Origin of the sequence: Thalassotalea euphylliae (assembly GCF_003390395.1) — a bacterium.
In the GTDB taxonomy this organism is placed as follows: domain Bacteria; phylum Pseudomonadota; class Gammaproteobacteria; order Enterobacterales; family Alteromonadaceae; genus Thalassotalea_F; species Thalassotalea_F euphylliae_C.
Genome location: NZ_QUOV01000001.1, coordinates 2,486,165 through 2,505,000 on the forward strand (window position 1 = coordinate 2,486,165; position 18,836 = coordinate 2,505,000).

The window sequence follows — 18,836 nt, forward strand, 5'->3', positions numbered from 1 at the left end:
ATGCCGATAAATCTGATTATCGGCATTTTTTTTCCTTGTTTGCCCTGCTAGAATAACGCCACTTTTTTTACCCTCGCTTTTCGGAAAAATTTTCAATGCGTACCAGTCAATATTTAGTTTCTACACTAAAAGAAACCCCAGCCAGCGCTGAGGTGGTCAGTCATCAATTAATGTTACGAGCGGGTTTAGTCAGAAACGTTGCTTCTGGCTTATACACTTGGCTGCCGACCGGTTTAAAGGTATTGCGCAAAGTCGAAAATATCGTCCGTGAAGAAATGGAACGTGCTGGCGCAATTGAAACCTTAATGCCTATGGTACAGCCAGCAGATCTATGGGAAGAATCTGGCCGTTGGGACGACTATGGCCCAGAGCTACTGCGTCTGAACGACCGTCATCAACGTCCATTCGTATTGGGCCCAACGCACGAAGAAGTAATCACTAAGCTTATCAGCAACGAGATTGCCTCTTACAAGCAATTACCACTGAACTTATTCCAAATTCAAACTAAGTTCCGTGATGAAATTCGCCCTCGTTTTGGTGTTATGCGTGGCCGCGAATTCTTAATGAAAGACGCTTACTCATTCCACACCACAGATGAATGTTTAAAAGCAACGTACCAAGTAATGTTTGACGCTTACTGCCGTATTTTCGAGCGCTTAGGCTTAGAATTCCGTCCGGTAATTGCCGACAACGGTTCCATTGGTGGTGAAGGCTCACATGAGTTCCACGTGCTAGCTGATAGCGGTGAAGACGATATTGCGTTCAGTGATGCTAGCGACTTTGCAGCCAATATTGAAAAAGCAGAAGCTTTAGCACCAGCTGGTGAACGCCCAGCAGCAAACGCAGAATTAACTAAGGTAGAAACACCTGATGCAAAAACTATTGCAGCAGTAGCGGAATTCTTAAAGGTTCCTGCAACATCAACGGTTAAAACCTTATTGGTACTTGGCACAGCTGAAGATGGCGAACAAGCACCGGTTATCGCACTCGTATTGCGTGGTGATCACGAGCTTAACGAAGTTAAAGCAGAAAACTTACCGCAAATTTCTGCACCTTTCACGTTTGCCACAGACGAGCAGATTTTAGCGGCAGCAGGCTGTAGCGCTGGTTCAATTGGCCCAGTTAACCTTGATATTCCAGTGATTGTTGATCGCAGTGCGGCTCACTTAGCTGACTTTGTTTGTGGTGCCAATGAAGACGGATACCACTTTACCGGCGCTAACTGGGATCGCGACGCAACCAACTACACAGTTGAAGATATTCGCAATGTCGTTGAAGGCGACCCTAGCCCTTGTGGTCAAGGTAACATAGTGATCAAACGCGGTATTGAAGTCGGTCATATCTTCCAGCTTGGTAAGAAGTATGCTGATGCAATGAACTGTGGCGTGCTGACTGAAAATGGCAAGCACGAAACATTAACCATGGGTTGTTACGGTATTGGCGTTTCACGTATTGTCGCCGCTGCTATTGAGCAAAACCACGACAAATACGGTATCAAATGGCCAGCAGCGATTGCACCTTTCCAAGCGGCAATCGTTCCGATGAATATGCACAAATCAGCACGCGTGCAGGAAACTGCTGAGCAGCTTTATAGCCAATTGCAACAAGCAGGTATTGAAGTGCTATTTGACGATCGTAAAGAGCGCCCAGGCGTTATGTTTGCTGATCATGAATTAATGGGCACACCACTATTATTAGTCATTGGTGAGCGCAACTTAGACAATCAAGAAATCGAAGTGAAAAACCGTATTACCGGTGAAAAAACAATGGTTGCGATTGCAGATGTGATGTCCTTATTTGCATAGTTAGTTTGCGTAGTGAGTTTGCATAGCTAGCTTGCATAGTGAGTATTTCTGACTAATTCAAACTAGCAAAGCGAACACGCTAGGCAAACAAGCAAAACAAAGCCAGCATAAGCCTTACTCTTTTTGATAAGGCATAGTGCTGGCTTTTTAATGCCTTCAATTTTTCTTTAAATTAGAAACCTTTAACGCCAGTGATATTGGTATAGGCTTAAGGTTTTTAGTCGGCTATCGATATGTATCAACATTTGCTGATAGTTACTAGAGCTTACTCCTTGGTATTCTTTGCTAAAACCTTGTTCGTCCAGCCCTTCAGCTAAGCCTTGAATGGTTGGTAACAGCTCTTCATCGCCCACCTTAGCTAAAACCGTCTGTAACTGCTGAGCTTGAGCCTCTGAATAAGTGGCCATCATTGCTAAACGTGTACCAGCTCGGTCAGCCATTAAATCAGCAAAACTAAAACCACTGCCGCCTTGATTGGTATCCAAAAACTCTTTGAACTCACCTAGTGCATCACTTGCTTGATCGTTGCTTAATAATTGCAGTGCTACCGAATAAATAAAGTGCTGCTGTAAATCGCCCCGACCCGCTAAGGTAATCACTTGGCGATGGCGCGCCTGCCTAACGCGTTGTCGCCAATCAAGCTGAGCAATATCACCTACTAGCAAGGCCATTCGATCATCACCGAAATACAGCACCAATGCCACTAACAGCGCTTTGTTTTGCTCAATATATGATGCCGGCAACGCTAGCTGATTTTGCGCGTTGGCGTAGTTAAAAATATGATTGATATATTGATGAACTTTGCCATTAATGGGTTGATGATTGGCGAATGTCAGAAGCTCTTGATAGTACATGGTGATCATTGCTTTATCGCCAAATAGCGCTAACTCATCACGCACCTTGGCAAGTAAAGATGCATCTTGACGCAGCGCAAGCACTTCTTTATCGACATTTAAACCAACCACCAACTGATTGGGTGATATGGCAACTTGTGTAACGGTATTTAGAAGCTTATTTGTAGCTCCCTTGCCAACGTAATAATCAACTAGCCAGCGCGTTAAGCGAATGGTGTTAGTGCCACTTAGCGACAACCCACCAACCTGAACACCTGCCAGCTCAAGCCCTGTTTCCGATGGCAACAACGTCGCGCTAATATTAACAAACTGTTGATTTAGCGGCTTAGGTAAACCGACGGAACCAAGCAGCACTGCGCCGTGTTCAGACAATGTAATATTAAGCGCTGAATTTGGCACCGCACGGTGAAAAAGCGCTGTTAGGCCATTGATTTCGGCTTGCGTTAATACCAGCTTGGTTTGTTGCTCGCCATTACGCCAGGTATCAGCTATGCGCTTAGCAAGGCGCTTACTGTTATCAGCATGGCTAGCAGAAATTTGGTGTTGCTGGTAAATCAAAGGTTCGCTATCAACTAACAGCAGCGCCAAGGAAAAGATGCCGACTAGCAATAGTAAAGGTAGCAAGAGAATAAATTTTACGAGTTGCTTCAAGAAGGGAATAACCGATTTACAAAATTTTTTAATGCTAAGTTTATAGCGGTTGTTGGGCTTGGAGTACAGAGGTATCAGTGTATTTAGTTACGAAAAATCATTGGTGTTAGTTAAAAGCGGTTTATAAGAGCTAGCAGTTGGCAAAGCTAACTATCACAACAAGCATAAATCCCAATACACTTGCTTATTGTGGCGCTTAGCGAGCCGCTTGTTGAGTTCTCTAAACGTGGTTAGTGGCTCACTATTAGGCTCAATACACTGCCAAATAAACTGGTGGCAGTTGTTTTCGATTAAATGATAGTCGCGATATTGGTAAATTTGTTCAATTGCTCGCTGCGCCGCAAGCTCGCTAACAAGTGGCATTGCAGTAGAGTCGCACGCAATAAAAATTCGTTTACCAGAGCGCTCCTTTGTAAACCGCGCAGGTGAGACAGGTTTAATTAAACCATTTCCGCCAAGTTCGATAATCGTATCATCGCCTACCCATATACCGGTGTGGTCTAACACCCCACCTATACCGCAACACACTATTGCACCGATCGCAGGCTTAGCAACTTGGTCAGTATTAAATAGCTCAGATGGGTAGATTGCAACAGCAGAAGACTTTTCGCCGCGCTCGTCGTATTCGTCAAGTCGTTTAGCACGAGGAGACTGCCTGCGCTTTAGCTGCTGCTTTTTCCTATCGTCGCTCACTAGCTCTTTTACCGCTAACGCGGACACCGCCGCCGCACCTAACCAGAAAAAAGGAATTGGCATAACACCTCCACTGATACCGCTAACAAAAACATTTAATACCAATCGCCCTTTGTTGTCTAAACTTGTTCTCGTTAAACACTAATTCGTTAAATTAATCACTAACCTTTGGCTCAAGTATAGCCAAGCACACACCTGAGCTATCAAGTCGCTTAGCGCTTATACACAATGTGATTGAAACCCTGTTAAAAAGCGATAAAAAAGTTGCAAGTAACTGTTTCAAAAACCACAAATACTGTTACATTAACTGCCTTACCCATTTTTCTATCAACATTAATTATTCGGTGGCAGTAATCATGAAAACAGTGACTAAATCCTCAAAGCTCAACAATGTCAGTTATGAGATCAGAGGACAAATCGCCGCCGAAGCCAAGCGTTTAGAAGATGAAGGTTATAAAATTCTCAAGCTCAACATTGGTAACCCTGCCCCGTTTGGCTTTGAGGCGCCTGATGATATTTTAAAAGATGTGATCCACAACCTTCCAACCGCACAAGGGTACAGTGACTCAAAAGGTATTTATTCTGCGCGCGTTGCCGTAATGCAGTACTTCCAGCAACAAGGCATTTTAGGCGTTAACGTAGACGATATATTTATCGGCAATGGCGTTAGCGAACTTATTGTGATGGCAATGCAAGCATTGTTAGAAGATGGCGATCAAGTATTGATCCCAGCACCTGACTACCCGCTTTGGACAGCGGCGGTATCGCTATCTGGCGGTAAAGCTGTGCATTACAAATGTGATGAAGAGAACCATTGGTTTCCCAATCTTGAAGATATGGAAAGCAAAATCACCAAAAAAACGCGTGCCATTGTCTTAATCAACCCGAATAATCCAACGGGTGCAGTGTATTCAGAAGAAGTTTTGCAAGGCATTTTAGCGCTGGCGCGCAAACATGGCCTGATTGTTTTTAGCGACGAGATTTACGATAAAATTCTATACGATGGTGCCGTTCACACACCGACTGCCTGTTTAGCGGAAGATGTGCTGATTATGACCATGGGCGGCCTTTCAAAAAACTATCGCATTGCCGGATTTCGCGCTGGTTGGATGGTGATTTCCGGCCCTAAGCTACTCGCAGAAGATTACATTGAAGGTTTGAATATGCTGTCTAGTATGCGTTTGTGTGCAAACGTACCTTGTCAGCATGCGATTCAAACCGCATTAGGTGGTTATCAAAGCATTAACGAGCTAATTAACGGTGATGGTCGTTTACTTAAACAGCGTAATACTGCCTACGAGATGATCAATGCCATTGACGGATTGTCCTGCCAGCCAGCCATGGGCGCTCTGTATCTCTTTGTGAAAGTAGATATGGAAAAGTTCAATATCAAAGACGATGAAAAAATGGTGCTAGATTTACTCAAGCAAGAGAAAATTTTGCTCGTGCATGGTCGTGCATTCAACATTGAAGAAAGTAATTATTTCCGCTTAGTGTTTTTGCCACATGTTGACGAACTTGTGCCGGCAATTGAGCGTATGGGGCATTTTTTCAATACTTATCGCCAGGATTAGTAATATAAGTTTCAATTCCTGAAAAAAGAGAACTGATGATAAAAAGTACTTTTTTAGCTTGGATTTTACGTATGCCGCTGATAAAGCGATGGGCATTAATGCATTCAGTGAAGAAAGAAAATATCGCTGAACATTCTCATCAAGTGGCGGTTATTGCCCATTTACTAGCGGTGATCCGCAATCAATACTTTAACGGTACGCTCAGCCCAGAGCGTGCCGCCACAATTGCGCTCTACCACGAAGTTTCAGAAACAAAGCTGCAAGACATTAATCATGTCACGAAATACCATAACCCAGCCTTAACCAAAGAATTCAAAAAGCTAGAAGAGTTGGCAGAGTTTGAGTGTTTACATAGCTTACCTGAGCCACTGCGCGAAACCTTTAGGCCGCTGCTGGTGCAATCTCAAGTAGACAGCGACTATAAAAAGTTAGTGAAAGCCGCTGATTTGATTTCCGCATATCTTAAAGCCAATGATGAAATTTCTTATGGCAACAAAGAGTTTAGTCATGTTAAAACGCGGTTGCTGGGCATGCTCGAACAATACAAGCAAGAATTGCCAGAAGTTGCGTTTTTCTTAGATACCTTTGAAGAGCACTGCTTTGTGAGTGTTGATAAGTTAGCACAAGACGATCACTAGCCCTCCGTTCCACAATTATTGTTAACGCTAACGACAACATTTTTAATTAACACTTTCATTAAACACATATTTTCCTCACATTCTGACGCTACCCTAGTGTTATCAATTTTATCTGACCTATTTTTGTTGCTGGTGCTTGCACTAATTCTGCTAAAGATTCCGTGGCTCAGATAACTGTATTTAAAGCTTTCGTAAATAGAGGGACTTATGTTGTCGATATTTAACTGTTTAATGCCAAGTAAAGTGTTATTTGCTCCTTTGCTTATCTTGGCATTTGTCTCTACCCTTTTTTCTTTGAACGCTAATGCCAGCTTAATCATTTACTCCGACCAAGAGGTGTTTGAGTCAGCAGTGAGTTCACCACTTGCCTTTGAGGGCTTTAACGATAATGCCTTAGAGCTTGTTGACGTGGAATCTGGCTATATTCGTTATAGAACAAACAGCAGTTTAGTCTCTGAAGGTGATCGCGCCCTAACACTAAGAGAAAGAAATTCGGTGACGTTTCACTTCAATCACGAAGTTTTTGCTTTTGGGTTATTTGTCAACGAGCTCAATTCAACCAACTTAACCTATACCGACAGCCTTGGTAATGAGTTAGCTGACGCCTTAACAGTTACCGATATTTGGAATGCCAGTACCTTCTTTGGCGTCACGAGTGACGTTGCCTTAACTTCATTTACCTTAACCGGCTTTACCACCTCATCAAATGCAAATGCCGTATTTGGAATTGATGCCTTGCAATTTACGGCACCAGCAAACGACATCCCTGAGCCCAAAACTGCTTTGATTTTCCTATTGGCACTACTTGCTCTTCTAACGAAAACCTATAAAAGCCAATTGAATTTCAAAACCATTAACAGCACCGATTACCGATAAAATATCCCGCTACCCTACCCAACAAGCCTACCGAACAAGCTCAGCGACAATTGCCTCCCAAAAGCTGAACTTTTGCCTTTGTTAATGCCTGGTAGTTTAAGCTAAAACAGTTTCTTTACTGTCAGAGACGGTCACTGTCGCTATTAATTGGCGATAGACTTTTTCCAATTAACAGTCAACTAGCTAACTCATTGAATAACTAGCTTTTTATTTAATCTCCTGTGATTGGTGGGCGTTTGAGAACAATTCTTCCAATTGACAAATCACTAATACCAACTAAAATAACCTCATTCGAACGCCATTCGAATACAAGTCTAAAAGGAATCAAGAAGAGTATGATTAACGATTCTCGTGGTGTTCTCGTTTATTTTGAGCCGTTAAAACTGAGCTCAACACATGATTAATTTCGACGGCAAAGCTAATTTGATAGCTTGCTAACATTTAAGGAATTTTATGGCGCCAGCACCTAAATATAGCCCGCAAGAGCAAGAAGAATTAATTCTCAATGCGGCGGCAAATTGTATTGCCGAAACGTCAGTTTTAGATTTTACCATGTCGGCAATTTCCAAAGCTGCCGGACTTTCAATGGGCTCCATCTACAAGCATGTACAATGCAAAGAGGACATTATCTTTGCCCTCGCTACTCGCGTATTTGAGCACTGGAGCAACCTGTTCGAACAGGTATTCGAACTGCCTTTGACAACACCCGAGAAAATTGTCGCGATTGGTTTATTCGACCCAGTAAAAGTGCAAGTTTACCCATTTGATACTGACCTTGATGGCTTCGCTGCAAATGAAGTCGTTATTAGCCGCGCTTCCCCACTTTGGACTGAGCGCATGCTACGTAAGCATGAGCGATGTGAGGCTATTTTTAATAAATGTATGCACAAAGCGGCATTTAGTGGCGAACTAAAGCTTAATGGCAACACAGATCAAATGATTGAAGAAATCAATTTAAGCTGTTGGGCGCTAATGGAGGGCCACAAATACGTGCAACGTGTTACACAAACTCGCCTTATTTCGGAAGGTACCGACACCTTGCGCGAACCCACCCCAACCGACTCACTTATTGTTAAAAGTGTTGCTCGTTTACTGAATAGCTATGAATGGCAAACCCCGCTGACGCCTGAAGGCATTGAGAAAGCCAGCGCCTTATTAGTCGAACTTGGCTTGAGATAGTAAACACAAAGTTTTTAGGAAGAGACAAAATGCATATTAAATCTTGGCTAACCGCCCTGCTGATTATCGTTATTACCATAGGCGGGCTTGGCTTTTTCAAATTCCAACAAATTCAAGCGGCAATGGCGATGGCTGAAGCTTTCCCTGAGCCATCGGCGGCAGTAAAAACCCATATCACCCAGTCGCGCGAGTATGTGCCAAGCTATCAAGTTAATGGTCAAATCGTTGCTAAGCAGATCGTGCAATTGCAAAATGAGCTACCGGGTATTATTTACCAAGTGAACTTTGCTGGTGGCGATAAAGTAAATAAAGGCGATTTATTACTGTCACTAAATACCAGCGAAGAGCAAGCACAGCTTGCCTCTGCTAAAGCGACGTTAAAATTGCGTAAAAGCAATTTTGCGCGTATGGCAACTTTAGTGAAGCAAAATAAGGTGAGCCAGCAAGAGTTCGATTTAGCCGAAGCAGAAATGGATATCGCCAAATCCAACATAGAAAACTTGCAAAGTATTATCGCGAAAAAGCAAATTGTCGCGCCGTTTAGCGGTGTGGTTGGCCTAGACACCTACCAAGTTGGCCAGTTTTTACCGAGCAACTCGGCCATTACCACGATCGTCGGTGACGATGCCAATATTTGGGTAGATTTTCAAGTACCACAAACCAAACGCCGCTTAAATGTAAATGAAACCGTCGTGGTCACCGCCATTGGCCAAAACCGCGAAGCACAGCGTTTTGCAGCCAAAATCGTTGGCCAAAATGCCCAAATGCAAGCGAGTTCGCGTCATATGATTTACCGCGCAGAGATCAACGATGGTGCTACCCATTTTCGCCACAATGAGCTAGTGAAAATCACGATTAATGCAAAGGCTCAGCAACTCGTCGTTGTGCCAAATTCCGCCGTTGTTCGCAATCAACTGGAATCGTTTGTCTATCAATTAGTAAAAGATGACAACAAGGCATACCGTGCACAAAAACTAGTGGTTAGCTTAGGTGAACGTTTGGGTGATGAACAAGTAATTCTTTCAGGTTTGGAGATAGGCACCTTAATCGCTACTGAAGGCTCATTTAAGCTGCGCCCAGGTTTATTAGTATATCCAGAAATGACTGATGATAGCTCACTCAGTGCCGCTCTAATGCCAATGCCAAGAAACACTGTGGAGCTAAACTAATGAGCGCTCTGCATGAGAACAAACCATCACTAATGGATATTTTCGTTAGCCGCCCAGCGCTCGCTATTGTGCTATCGCTGCTGATTGTTTTGGCTGGCCTTCATTCTGCGCATAAAATCTCAGTGCAGCAATTTCCGCGCATTGAAAGCGCTTCGCTGGAAATTAATACCACCTACACAGGCGCTTCTGCCGAAGTAGTTAAAGGCTATGTCACCGAACCGATTGAGCGTGTTGCTTCGACCGTGCCCGGTGTAGATTATGTTGACTCGCAAACCTTAGCTGGCAGCAGTAAAGTCACTGCGTGGCTGCAACTCAATCACGATACCACAGATGCCCTTGCTGAACTGACCACCCGCCTTGGTCAAATCAGCTTTGAATTACCAGCTGGTGCTGAAGATCCTGCCGTTTCCGTGCGCCGTGCTGATAGCCCATACGCAATTTTCTACCTTAACGTGCATGCCGAAGGTAAAGCCCGTAGCCAAGTCACTGACTATTTAAGCCGTAATATCACGCCAGTATTAAGCGATATACCCGGCGTGCAAAAAGTCACCCTTGAAGGTGGCAGGAACCCAGCTATGCGCGTTTGGATAGATGCCGACAAGCTTGCGGTTTTTAACCTAAACGCCAACGACGTGCAACGAGCACTGCAAGGTAACAATACCATTGCCACTTTAGGTTACAGTGAAAATAGTCGCCAACGTATTGATTTACTCGCCAACACTACCTTGCAAACGGTTGAAGATTTCGAGCAGTTAGTAATCAAAGAAATGGATGGTGCCACCATTCGGCTGCGTGATATCGCCGATGTTGAATTAGGCGAAGAAGAAGGCTTTGTCACCGCGCGTTTAGATCACCAAAACACGATTTTCTTAGCAGTTTGGCCACTTCCGGGCGCCAATGAAATTTCTATTGGCGATGCCCTTTATCAAAAGCTAGAGCGCGTAAATGCCACTTTACCTGATGGTATGAGCATCGATATTGGTTACGATGGCACGCTGTATATGCGTGATGCCATTAAAGAGATTTTCACGACATTGATCGAAACCGTATTACTGGTTGGTATTGTTGTTATCGCCATGATGGGGTCATTTAGAACTGCGCTGGTACCGCTGATCACTATTCCTATTTCAATTTTGGGTGCGATTGCGGTTATGTCGCTGATGGGCTTTTCACTCAACTTACTAACCATTTTAGCGATTGTGCTTTCTGTCGGGTTAGTGGTCGATGACGCCATTGTCGTGGTCGAAAATGTCGCTCGCCATATGCGAGAAGGTAAATCACGATTTAACGCTGCATTAATTAGCTCGCGCCAGTTATTAGTACCAGTAATTGCCATGACACTTACGCTTGCCGCGGTTTACGCACCAATTGGTTTCTTATCTGGTTTAATTGGCTATCTGTTTCGCGAATTCGCCTTTACCCTAGCAGTTGCCGTGTTAATTTCTGGCCTAGTAGCGATTACTCTGTCCCCTGTGATGAGTGCCTATGTATCGCCAGAAGGTGGTAAAGAAGGACGTTTAACGAAGAAAGTTAATGGTGGTTTTGAGCGCTTACAAGCTAAGTACCTAAAACTACTGGACAGCATTTTTACCTTCAAAGCGCCGATCATCTTTGTCGCCATTGTTTTTAGTTTATTAGTGGTGCCATTTTACCTGTTTTCTCAAAAAGAATTAGCGCCAGTGGAAGATCAAAACAGCATCAACGTGGTGGTGGAAGCGCCGCCAGAAGCGTCAATGAGTTACACCACTAACAATATGAACCAAGTGGTTGATACCTTAAAGGCAACTGACGGTGGTAAGTTTGTTTGGCAAATCCTTACTAAAAATGCCGGTTTTGGTGGTATTGAGCTAGCAAGCTTTGAGCAACGTGAGCAAAGCGTGCATGAAAGTTTGCCAGCACTGTATGGCCAGCTCGGTCAAATTTCAGAGCTAAATTTATTGCCGGTATTACCAGCGGCGTTGCCAACGGCTGGCCAGTTTGATGTAGAAGTGGTGATCCGCACTAACGACGATTACGGCACAATGCGTAACTACGCCGAGCAAATTATTGCTCAAGCTTATCAATCGGGTAACTTTATGTTTGTTGATACCGATTTAAAAATCGATTTGCCACAATCTGAGTTAGTTATTGATAAAACCTTAGTGGCAGATCTCGGTTTAAACCTCTCGGATGTAAACGATCAGCTTAGCGTGTTAATGAGCAATAACTATGTTAATCGTTTTAACAACGAAGGTAAGGCGTACCGCGTTATCCCGGTAGTTGGCAATCAGCAGAAATTTAACCCAGAAGATGTGTTAGATATGCAGATCGCGACTGCCGATGGCACACTTGTCCCTGTTGCTAGCTTTGCCAGTATTCGCGCTATTACTGCGCCGCGTGTTTTAGGTTCCTTTAACCAACAAAAATCATTCCGTATTTTTGCTGGTATTTTACCGCATGTAACCAAAGAGCAAGGACTAGCGAGCATTGAACAAATTGCTACTAATATCGTACCAAAGAATTACTCGGTAGATTATGCGGGCGAGTCTCGTCAACTGCGCAAAGAAGGCAATACTATGGTTGGTGTACTGCTGATTTCCATGGTGGTAGTGTACTTTGTCTTAACGATTCAATTTAATAGCTTTAGAGACCCATTAGTAGTGTTGCTTGGTTGTGCCCCGCTAGCGCTTTCAGGTGCGTTAATGTTGGCCTTTGTCGGCCTAACTTCAGTGAATATTTACTCGCAGATTGGCCTAATCACCTTAATCGGTTTGATCGCCAAAAACGGCATATTAATTGTTGAGTTTGCCAACCATATGCAGTTGCAAGGAGCAAACAAACTGAATGCTGTAAAATCAGCCGCCAGCACCCGCTTACGCCCTATCTTAATGACGACAGCGGCAACGGTACTTGGTCATTTCCCACTAGTGTTAGTGACTGGCGCAGGTGCAGAAGCGCGTAATAGCATCGGGATTATTCTGGTGGCAGGTATGCTGATTGGTACTTTCTTTACCTTGATTGTGCTGCCCATTTTATATCACTGGTTGGCAAAAGATCATCGCGGTGAAACTGAAATTGATGAAATGACTGAAGCACCCATGCAATTAAAAGTGGTGAATGCTGACTAGTATCCCCCAAGCCAAATACAAAAAAGGCAATATGAGCTGATCATATTGCCTTTTCTTTTAGCTCAGCTTTGAGCGTATCTACGCTATGGCTTTATCGACTATTAGTAACATACCTTGGCTTACTCTGTTTCTGGAAATTGCTGACGAATTGCGGCGAATTCTTCAAAATTAGCAAACAGAATATCTACCAACCTAGGTTCAAATTGAAGGCCACGCTGTGCTGCAATGTGATCTTTAATTTCATCCATTTGCCACTTTCTACTGTAACAACGATCATTGCCTAAGGTATCAAAAACGTTAGCAATTGCGGCAATACGTGCCTCTACTGGAATTTCTTCCCCTTGCAAGCCTTCAGGGTAGCCTGAGCCGTCCCAGTTTTCGTGCTGATAGTGTGCTATACGAGCGCCAAGCTGGGAAATACTTGCTTTCGAACGCGCTAATATTTCACTACCCAACGTGGCATGCGTTTTCATTACCCGCCACTCTTCCTCAGTCAGCTTATCTGGCTTGTTTAAGATATGATCGGGAATGGCAACCTTACCAATATCATGTAGTGGTGCAGCAATTTTAATAGCGCTCACAAAGCGCTCGGATAAGCCAAGCTTCTGTGCAAACAAAGCACTCAGCAAGCTAACCCGTTGGGCATGGCTACCAATATGGTGGTTGCGGGTTTCAATTGCTTCACCAACCAAATACAACATTTCAGTTTGAGTTCGTTCTATTTCGTGACGCTGCGTTAAACCTTCGAGAATCAGGGCCACATTTGTAACGTAGAGCTCAGCAAGATTGGTTTTAAAATGTTCGGCATCTTGTTCAAACTCGATGTAAAGCACACTGGCGGCACTGTTGCCCGACTCGCCTGTTTCGTAATAGCCAATAAAACACTGATCATCACTATAATGCGCTTTCCTCGCGAAGGTTTCACTAATTAAGGCTTTAATAGGCTCATCAATTGCCGAACTTTCCAAACTGTCAGACTCGCTGATGTACTTACCCGTACAAGCGATAATCATATTGGATGCCGATTGATCAAAGTCGATATGATTTCGGGCAATATAAAGTGCTGAACTTTCAACATTCATAAGCGATAGCAAATGTTGCAAGGCAGCGGAGCCAAATGAGCGAATTTGGTTAATTTTGAGTAAGTCGTGAGTGGCAGTAATCAATTGTTTAAAACCATCCAAACTGCGTTGAATGGTCATAATGTCGCGGTAGGCGCGAATACCAGCATAAACGCTAGTGATCATTTTACCTGAGGTAAAATCGGTTTTTTCTTTGTAATCGTTAATATCAAAGTCTTTAATAACTTTGGCCTCTGGTGCACTACCCGCTTGGCCAGTGCGCAAAATAAGGCGTATAGCCTGATTTTTCAGTTCGTCGCGAATCCATTCCACCAATTCAAGCCCTGCATGGTCTGTTTCCATTACAACATCAACAAAGGCTAAGGCAAAACTATCATCGCCTTTGAGCAGTTTTCGTGCTTGTTCACTGGAATAAGCGGAGACAAGTTGTAACTTACGCCCTTCAATTTCTGCATCTGCAAGGACGAGACTAGTGACCTGATGCACCGACTCATCGTCATCAACAATAAGGATGCGCCAATATTTATCAGCCTTTGCCGTTGTTAATCCCTTATTTTCTTCCGGTTCATCCTTAAATATAAACTTATCCATAACTTGAATTTGGTACTTCTATTTATCGTTCTTATGTTCTATACACTGGCATATTTTTGCCAAAAACTTAAGGAAAATTCGCCCTGTTATTTATGTTTTCGACACTTTTATTGCGCTTTTCTCAACAATTTTAACTATTTCATCAATCATTCTAGTGACATAAAAAAAGCGCCTTAGTTGGCGCTTTTGTATCTTTTGTATCTTTTGTATAGTACTAGGACAACACAGACTTAAACATATCAAGCCTGCGTAATTGCTAACAGCATTCGTTAATTGAAGTTGGCGACGACTTCGTCTACAACCGTTTTGATTGTTGCCATTGAATCGTCATTATCAGCGCGTGTCATACGTTTTACTGCCCAGCCATGCCAAGTAGGCTGCTTTGTTTTGACGTCAAATACATCAATCGCTAATTTACCTTCAGTGTAGTTTCGTACATGCGTATCGGTGCCAACCACAACACTGCCATGGTAACCACCATAGTAGCCGCGCCCCCAGCCCCATCCAGCTCGATAAGCAGTTGGGAAGCTGTCAACGCGCACTTTGTCTCGACTACCAACGGTATAAGAAACAGTAAAATCAGCATTTTGAGCTGATTCAACCATAGTGTAACCTTTGGCGATAAATGCTCGTTCAATAGCTTCATCAACGCGCACTTTCATTACGGGGTTGATATCGGCAGGTGCAGCTAAAATTTTTGACTCTTTCAGCCATGCGAAAGTTTTATAGTCTGCCGTGCTCACTTGTTCATTTTTGTCAAAATTGACCTTTGCTTTGTATGTACTGGCGCAGCCCGCTAAACCTGCTACTAGTGCGACTAACATCACTTGTTTAACTATTTTCATAACTTGCATCCTATTTACGACAAGAACCCACATTAAACTAGACCTTAGACAACCAATAGTGCTTTCTAGTTTCGTGTGTCTATATTATCTTTGGCTCATCTACTCACTGGTATGAAGCTAATTTACCACTAAAAATCATTACCTTAAACTCACCTATTAAAATTAACTAGAACGTTAATAGGTGAGGCTTTCATCACCAAGAGTTTAATCACTGTTATTTATAGTGGTTATTACGCAGAAAACCCTTGTCAAGAGCTCAACAATGAGCAGTTTTTAATAATTCGAGATTATTGTAATTAATGGTTGACAAAGCACCGTGAACCCCTTAAAAATGGTGGCAACTTAATCAGCTATGCAACTTTTTGTTAACGTGAAATCAGCATTTATCCTCATCGTGCGTCTCGTGGTCGTCGTGGTTGTCAAGCCACAGCGGGGCTGGTGCTATTCGTAGGAAAGACATAGTTTAAACACCAAAAAACCCCCGCTCTGCACAGACCGGGGGTTTTTTATTAATTCAGAACATATTAAGGGCGAGACAATGACGAAGGAGCTATATACCGGCGCTGAAATGGTGGTCAAGGCACTATCAGCACTTAAGGTCAAATACATTTTTGGCTATCCGGGTGGTTCAGTACTTGATATTTATGACGCAATTTTCAATCAGGATGATGTTGAGCATATTCTGGTACGACACGAACAAGCCGCCACTCACATGGCAGACGGTTACACCCGAGCTACTGGTGAAGTTGGCGTGGTTCTAGCCACTTCAGGCCCTGGCGCAACAAACTGTGTGACAGGTATCGCAACAGCCTACATGGATTCAATTCCAATGGTGGTATTAGCTGGTCAAGTAGCCACCAGCCTAATTGGTGATGATGCCTTCCAAGAAACCGATATTGTTGGTTGTTCCCGCCCAATTGTGAAACACAGCTTTAACTGTCGTAAATTAGAAGATATTCCAAACATTATTGCTAAGGCTTTTTATATTGCCAACTCAGGTCGCCCAGGCCCAGTTGTGGTTGAGCTACCAAAAGACATGCTGATCCCACAAAATAAGGGCGAGTTCCATATCGATACTGATGTAAAATTACGCTCTTACAGCCCAACCGTAAAAGGCCACCCTAAGCAAATTAAGAAAGCGGTGAAAACCATTGCTAATGCAGAGCGCTTAGTGGTTTACACAGGTGGTGGTATTGTTTTAGCCGATGCATCTGAGCAATTAACAACCTTGGTTGAGCGATTAAATGCTCCGATCACCAATACCTTAATGGGACTTGGCGGCATTTCCGGTATTCACCCTAACTTCTTGGGTATGCTTGGCATGCACGGTAGTTTGGAAGCCAACAAAGCAATGGCAAACGCTGATGTTATTTTAGCGCTTGGTGCCCGCTTTGATGATCGCGTGACAAATAACGTCCAAAAGTTCTGCCCTAACGCAACAATTATCCATGTTGATGTTGATCCAACGTCAATCTCAAAAACCATCAATGCCCATATCCCAGTGGTTGGCTTAGTTGACAATGTAATGACTCAACTGATGGAAGAAATGGATGCCATTGGTTATGAGCGCAATGAAGCGGCACTAGCAAGCTGGTGGAAGCAAATCGAAGAGTGGCGCAGTGTTAACAGCTTTAGTTACCAAGCTCCTGCTGATGGCGACAAAATTAAACCACAACAAGTGGTTGAAGCCATGTACGAGATTACCAAAGGTGAAGCTTACGTTTGTTCTGATGTTGGTCAGCACCAAATGTTTGCCGCGCAGTACTATCCGTTTGCCAAACCTAGACAATGGATTAATTCAGGTGGCCTAGGCACTATGGGCTTTGGTTTGCCTGCAGCAATGGGCGCTAAATTGGCCTTCCCAGACAGCCATGTAATCTGTATTACTGGTGATGGCTCAGTGCAAATGAACATTCAAGAATTATCGACGTGTTTACAGTACAACTTACCTGTGGTGATTGTGTCATTAAATAACCGTTCACTGGGTATGGTGCGACAGTGGCAAGATATGATTTACGGTGGTCGCCATTCGTCTTCATACATGGAGTCGCTACCTGATTTTGTGAAATTAGCAGAATCTTATGGTCATGTTGGTATTCAAATTAACCACTTAAGCGAATTAAACGAAAAATTAACAGAAGCGTTTGAAACTCGTAATCGCCTAGTGTTCGTTGATGTACTTGTTGACGAAAAAGAACATGTTTATCCAATGCAGGTGCGTCACGGCGCAGTTGATGAAATGTGGATCAAAAAAGGAGAGAAAGCATAATGCGTCGTATTTTAGCCATTTTACTTGAGAACGAACCTGGCAGCTTGTCGCGCATTGTTGGCCTTTTCTCACAACGTGCATTTAACATTGAAAGCTTGACCGTAGCACCAACAGAAGACGAAAGTTTATCGCGCATTACCATTGCCACTTCTGGCGATGATCGTGTTTTAGAGCAAATCGTTAAGCAGGTAAACAAGCTCATCGACGTGATCAAGATCACTGACTTAACAGAGCGCAGCCATGTTGAGCGTGAATTACTGCTCATTAAGTTATTAGCAATGAATGACAAAACACGTACTGAAATCAAACGTATTGCGGATATTTTCCGAGGTAATATCGTTGATATCGGCAAGCAAGTATACACAGTGCAAGTCACTGGTGATGCTGAAAAGCTTGATGCCTTTATTAGTGCGGTGTCGAACGAAACCGAAGTTATCGAATCAGTTCGCTCAGGTTGCGTTGGCATTGGCCGCGGTGAGAAAGCATTGCGCGTATAAACCTACAGCAAATCAACTGATACCAAAGGCAGACGACTAAAGTCTGCCTTTTTTATATCTCCTGCCATAATTATTTGTACACGCCCTAGCTTGATACAAAATTATGGACATCAGCAGCGAAACACATCGAGTTATCGACGAATGGCACACTCGCGTAGTACGAGTGCAGAATGCACACTATGACTCTGGTAATCTTTATGAGAGGCGATTTTTACAGCTTGGTATTCCAGTTATTGTGCTCTCAGCGTTGATAGGTAGCGCAGAGGTGATCGTGCCTATTGAAGCAATATCTAAAGTGTTATCACAAGAAGTTGCCAAGAGTATCTCTGGAGTTTTAAGTTTATTGGTGGCTATATTGGCAGGGTTGCAAACCTTTCTTAAACTAAGCCAGCGAGCTGAGCGCCATCGTATGGCGGGTGCAAGATATGGCGATGTCAGACGGTCTCTAGAAACCATCAACATAACATGTGAAGAGTCTATGGCAGCGGCCAAAGAGTCATTAAATAAAATTAAAGACAAAATGGACTCTCTCGCATTAGAATCACCCGAAATACCGCAAGCGGTACTTAATAAATATCGAGCCATTCAGGAGGATTAATTGCTGATCTACACCCATGAAAACCCAGTTGTCGTTGTTAATATTCAAAACTTACTGACCATGGCTGGCATCGAAGTTATCTTAAAGAATGAATTTGCCAGTGGCGGTGTTGGTGAATTAGCTGCTGTAGATGCGTGGCCAGAATTATGGCTGGTAAATGATAGCCAGCTCAGCAAAGCACAAACGTTAATTGCTGATGCTAAACGCCAAGGTCAACGCGAAGACTGGTTTTGTCCTAATTGCAAAGAGCAAAATGGCGCTGCATTTGAAATATGCTGGCAATGTGAAACGCCATTTCCAACCTAAACCCTTTGTACAAGCTGTTTAATAGTCAAACACAATGAGATTTAACGGAAACCCACTAAAGTTTGACGATGGCGACGAGCGCTAAGTTCTCTAGCCTATAAG

Annotated in this window: 15 protein-coding genes; 11 read left to right on the top strand and 4 right to left on the bottom strand. The window is 43.4% G+C overall.

Going from position 1 to position 18,836, the window contains the following annotated elements; genetic code table 11:
- Positions 1-95 precede the first annotated feature (95 nt).
- A complete protein-coding gene (locus DXX92_RS11090) occupies positions 96-1,805 on the top strand; it encodes a proline--tRNA ligase (RefSeq protein ID WP_116000500.1) in 1,710 nt (569 codons plus the stop codon).
- Between the two features lie 182 nt (positions 1,806-1,987).
- Here the strand turns inward: DXX92_RS11090 and DXX92_RS11095 are convergent, their stop codons facing one another.
- Both DXX92_RS11095 and DXX92_RS11100 read right to left on the bottom strand, forming a co-directional pair.
- On the bottom strand, positions 1,988-3,310 hold the full coding sequence (locus DXX92_RS11095) for a hypothetical protein (RefSeq protein WP_147301951.1): 1,323 nt from the start codon (positions 3,308-3,310) through the stop codon (positions 1,988-1,990).
- A gap of 153 nt (positions 3,311-3,463) precedes the next feature.
- Positions 3,464-4,066, bottom strand: a complete 603-nt coding sequence (locus DXX92_RS11100) for a hypothetical protein (protein ID WP_116002394.1) — start codon at positions 4,064-4,066, stop codon at positions 3,464-3,466.
- Positions 4,067-4,359: 293 nt separating this feature from the next.
- Here DXX92_RS11100 and DXX92_RS11105 point away from each other — a divergent pair, with 293 nt between their 5' ends.
- From DXX92_RS11105 to DXX92_RS11130, 6 genes are all read left to right on the top strand, one after another.
- The gene (locus DXX92_RS11105) at positions 4,360-5,577 is read left to right on the top strand and encodes a pyridoxal phosphate-dependent aminotransferase (RefSeq protein ID WP_116002395.1); all 1,218 of its coding nucleotides are present in this window, start codon (positions 4,360-4,362) and stop codon (positions 5,575-5,577) included.
- A 35-nt stretch (positions 5,578-5,612) separates the two neighbouring features.
- Positions 5,613-6,215, top strand: coding sequence for a 5'-deoxynucleotidase (yfbR, locus tag DXX92_RS11110; RefSeq protein ID WP_116000502.1), 603 nt, complete (start codon positions 5,613-5,615; stop codon positions 6,213-6,215).
- A 207-nt stretch (positions 6,216-6,422) separates the two neighbouring features.
- Entirely contained in the window at positions 6,423-7,091 is a 669-nt protein-coding gene (locus DXX92_RS11115) for a hypothetical protein (RefSeq protein WP_147301952.1), read from the top strand.
- A 453-nt stretch (positions 7,092-7,544) separates the two neighbouring features.
- Complete coding sequence (locus tag DXX92_RS11120) at positions 7,545-8,270, top strand: TetR/AcrR family transcriptional regulator (RefSeq protein ID WP_116000504.1); 726 nt, start codon at positions 7,545-7,547, stop codon at positions 8,268-8,270.
- A 29-nt stretch (positions 8,271-8,299) separates the two neighbouring features.
- A complete protein-coding gene (locus tag DXX92_RS11125; RefSeq protein WP_116000505.1) occupies positions 8,300-9,439 on the top strand; it encodes an efflux RND transporter periplasmic adaptor subunit in 1,140 nt (379 codons plus the stop codon).
- Positions 9,439-12,546, top strand: a complete 3,108-nt coding sequence (locus DXX92_RS11130; protein WP_116000506.1) for an efflux RND transporter permease subunit — start codon at positions 9,439-9,441, stop codon at positions 12,544-12,546. The genes DXX92_RS11125 and DXX92_RS11130 overlap by 1 nt, the downstream gene beginning before the upstream one ends.
- A gap of 119 nt (positions 12,547-12,665) precedes the next feature.
- Here the strand turns inward: DXX92_RS11130 and DXX92_RS11135 are convergent, their stop codons facing one another.
- Positions 12,666-14,219, bottom strand: a complete 1,554-nt coding sequence (locus DXX92_RS11135) for an HD domain-containing phosphohydrolase (protein WP_116000507.1) — start codon at positions 14,217-14,219, stop codon at positions 12,666-12,668.
- Between the two features lie 269 nt (positions 14,220-14,488).
- Positions 14,489-15,064 carry a DUF4136 domain-containing protein gene (locus DXX92_RS11140; RefSeq protein WP_116000508.1) on the bottom strand — a complete coding sequence of 192 codons (576 nt, stop codon included), beginning with the start codon at positions 15,062-15,064 and terminating at the stop codon, positions 14,489-14,491.
- Between the two features lie 538 nt (positions 15,065-15,602).
- On the opposite strand from DXX92_RS11140, the gene DXX92_RS11145 reads away from it, so the two are divergent.
- The 4 genes from DXX92_RS11145 to DXX92_RS11160 all read left to right on the top strand — a co-directional run bounded on the left by DXX92_RS11145 (position 15,603) and on the right by DXX92_RS11160 (position 18,734).
- Positions 15,603-17,333, top strand: coding sequence for an acetolactate synthase 3 large subunit (locus DXX92_RS11145; protein WP_116000509.1), 1,731 nt, complete (start codon positions 15,603-15,605; stop codon positions 17,331-17,333).
- A complete protein-coding gene (ilvN, locus tag DXX92_RS11150) occupies positions 17,333-17,830 on the top strand; it encodes an acetolactate synthase small subunit (protein WP_116000510.1) in 498 nt (165 codons plus the stop codon). The genes DXX92_RS11145 and ilvN overlap by 1 nt, the downstream gene beginning before the upstream one ends.
- Before the next feature lie 103 nt (positions 17,831-17,933).
- Positions 17,934-18,428, top strand: coding sequence for an SLATT domain-containing protein (locus DXX92_RS11155; RefSeq protein ID WP_116000511.1), 495 nt, complete (start codon positions 17,934-17,936; stop codon positions 18,426-18,428).
- Complete coding sequence (locus DXX92_RS11160) at positions 18,429-18,734, top strand: DUF2007 domain-containing protein (RefSeq protein ID WP_116000512.1); 306 nt, start codon at positions 18,429-18,431, stop codon at positions 18,732-18,734. It begins immediately after the preceding gene.
- Positions 18,735-18,836: the final 102 nt, after the last annotated feature.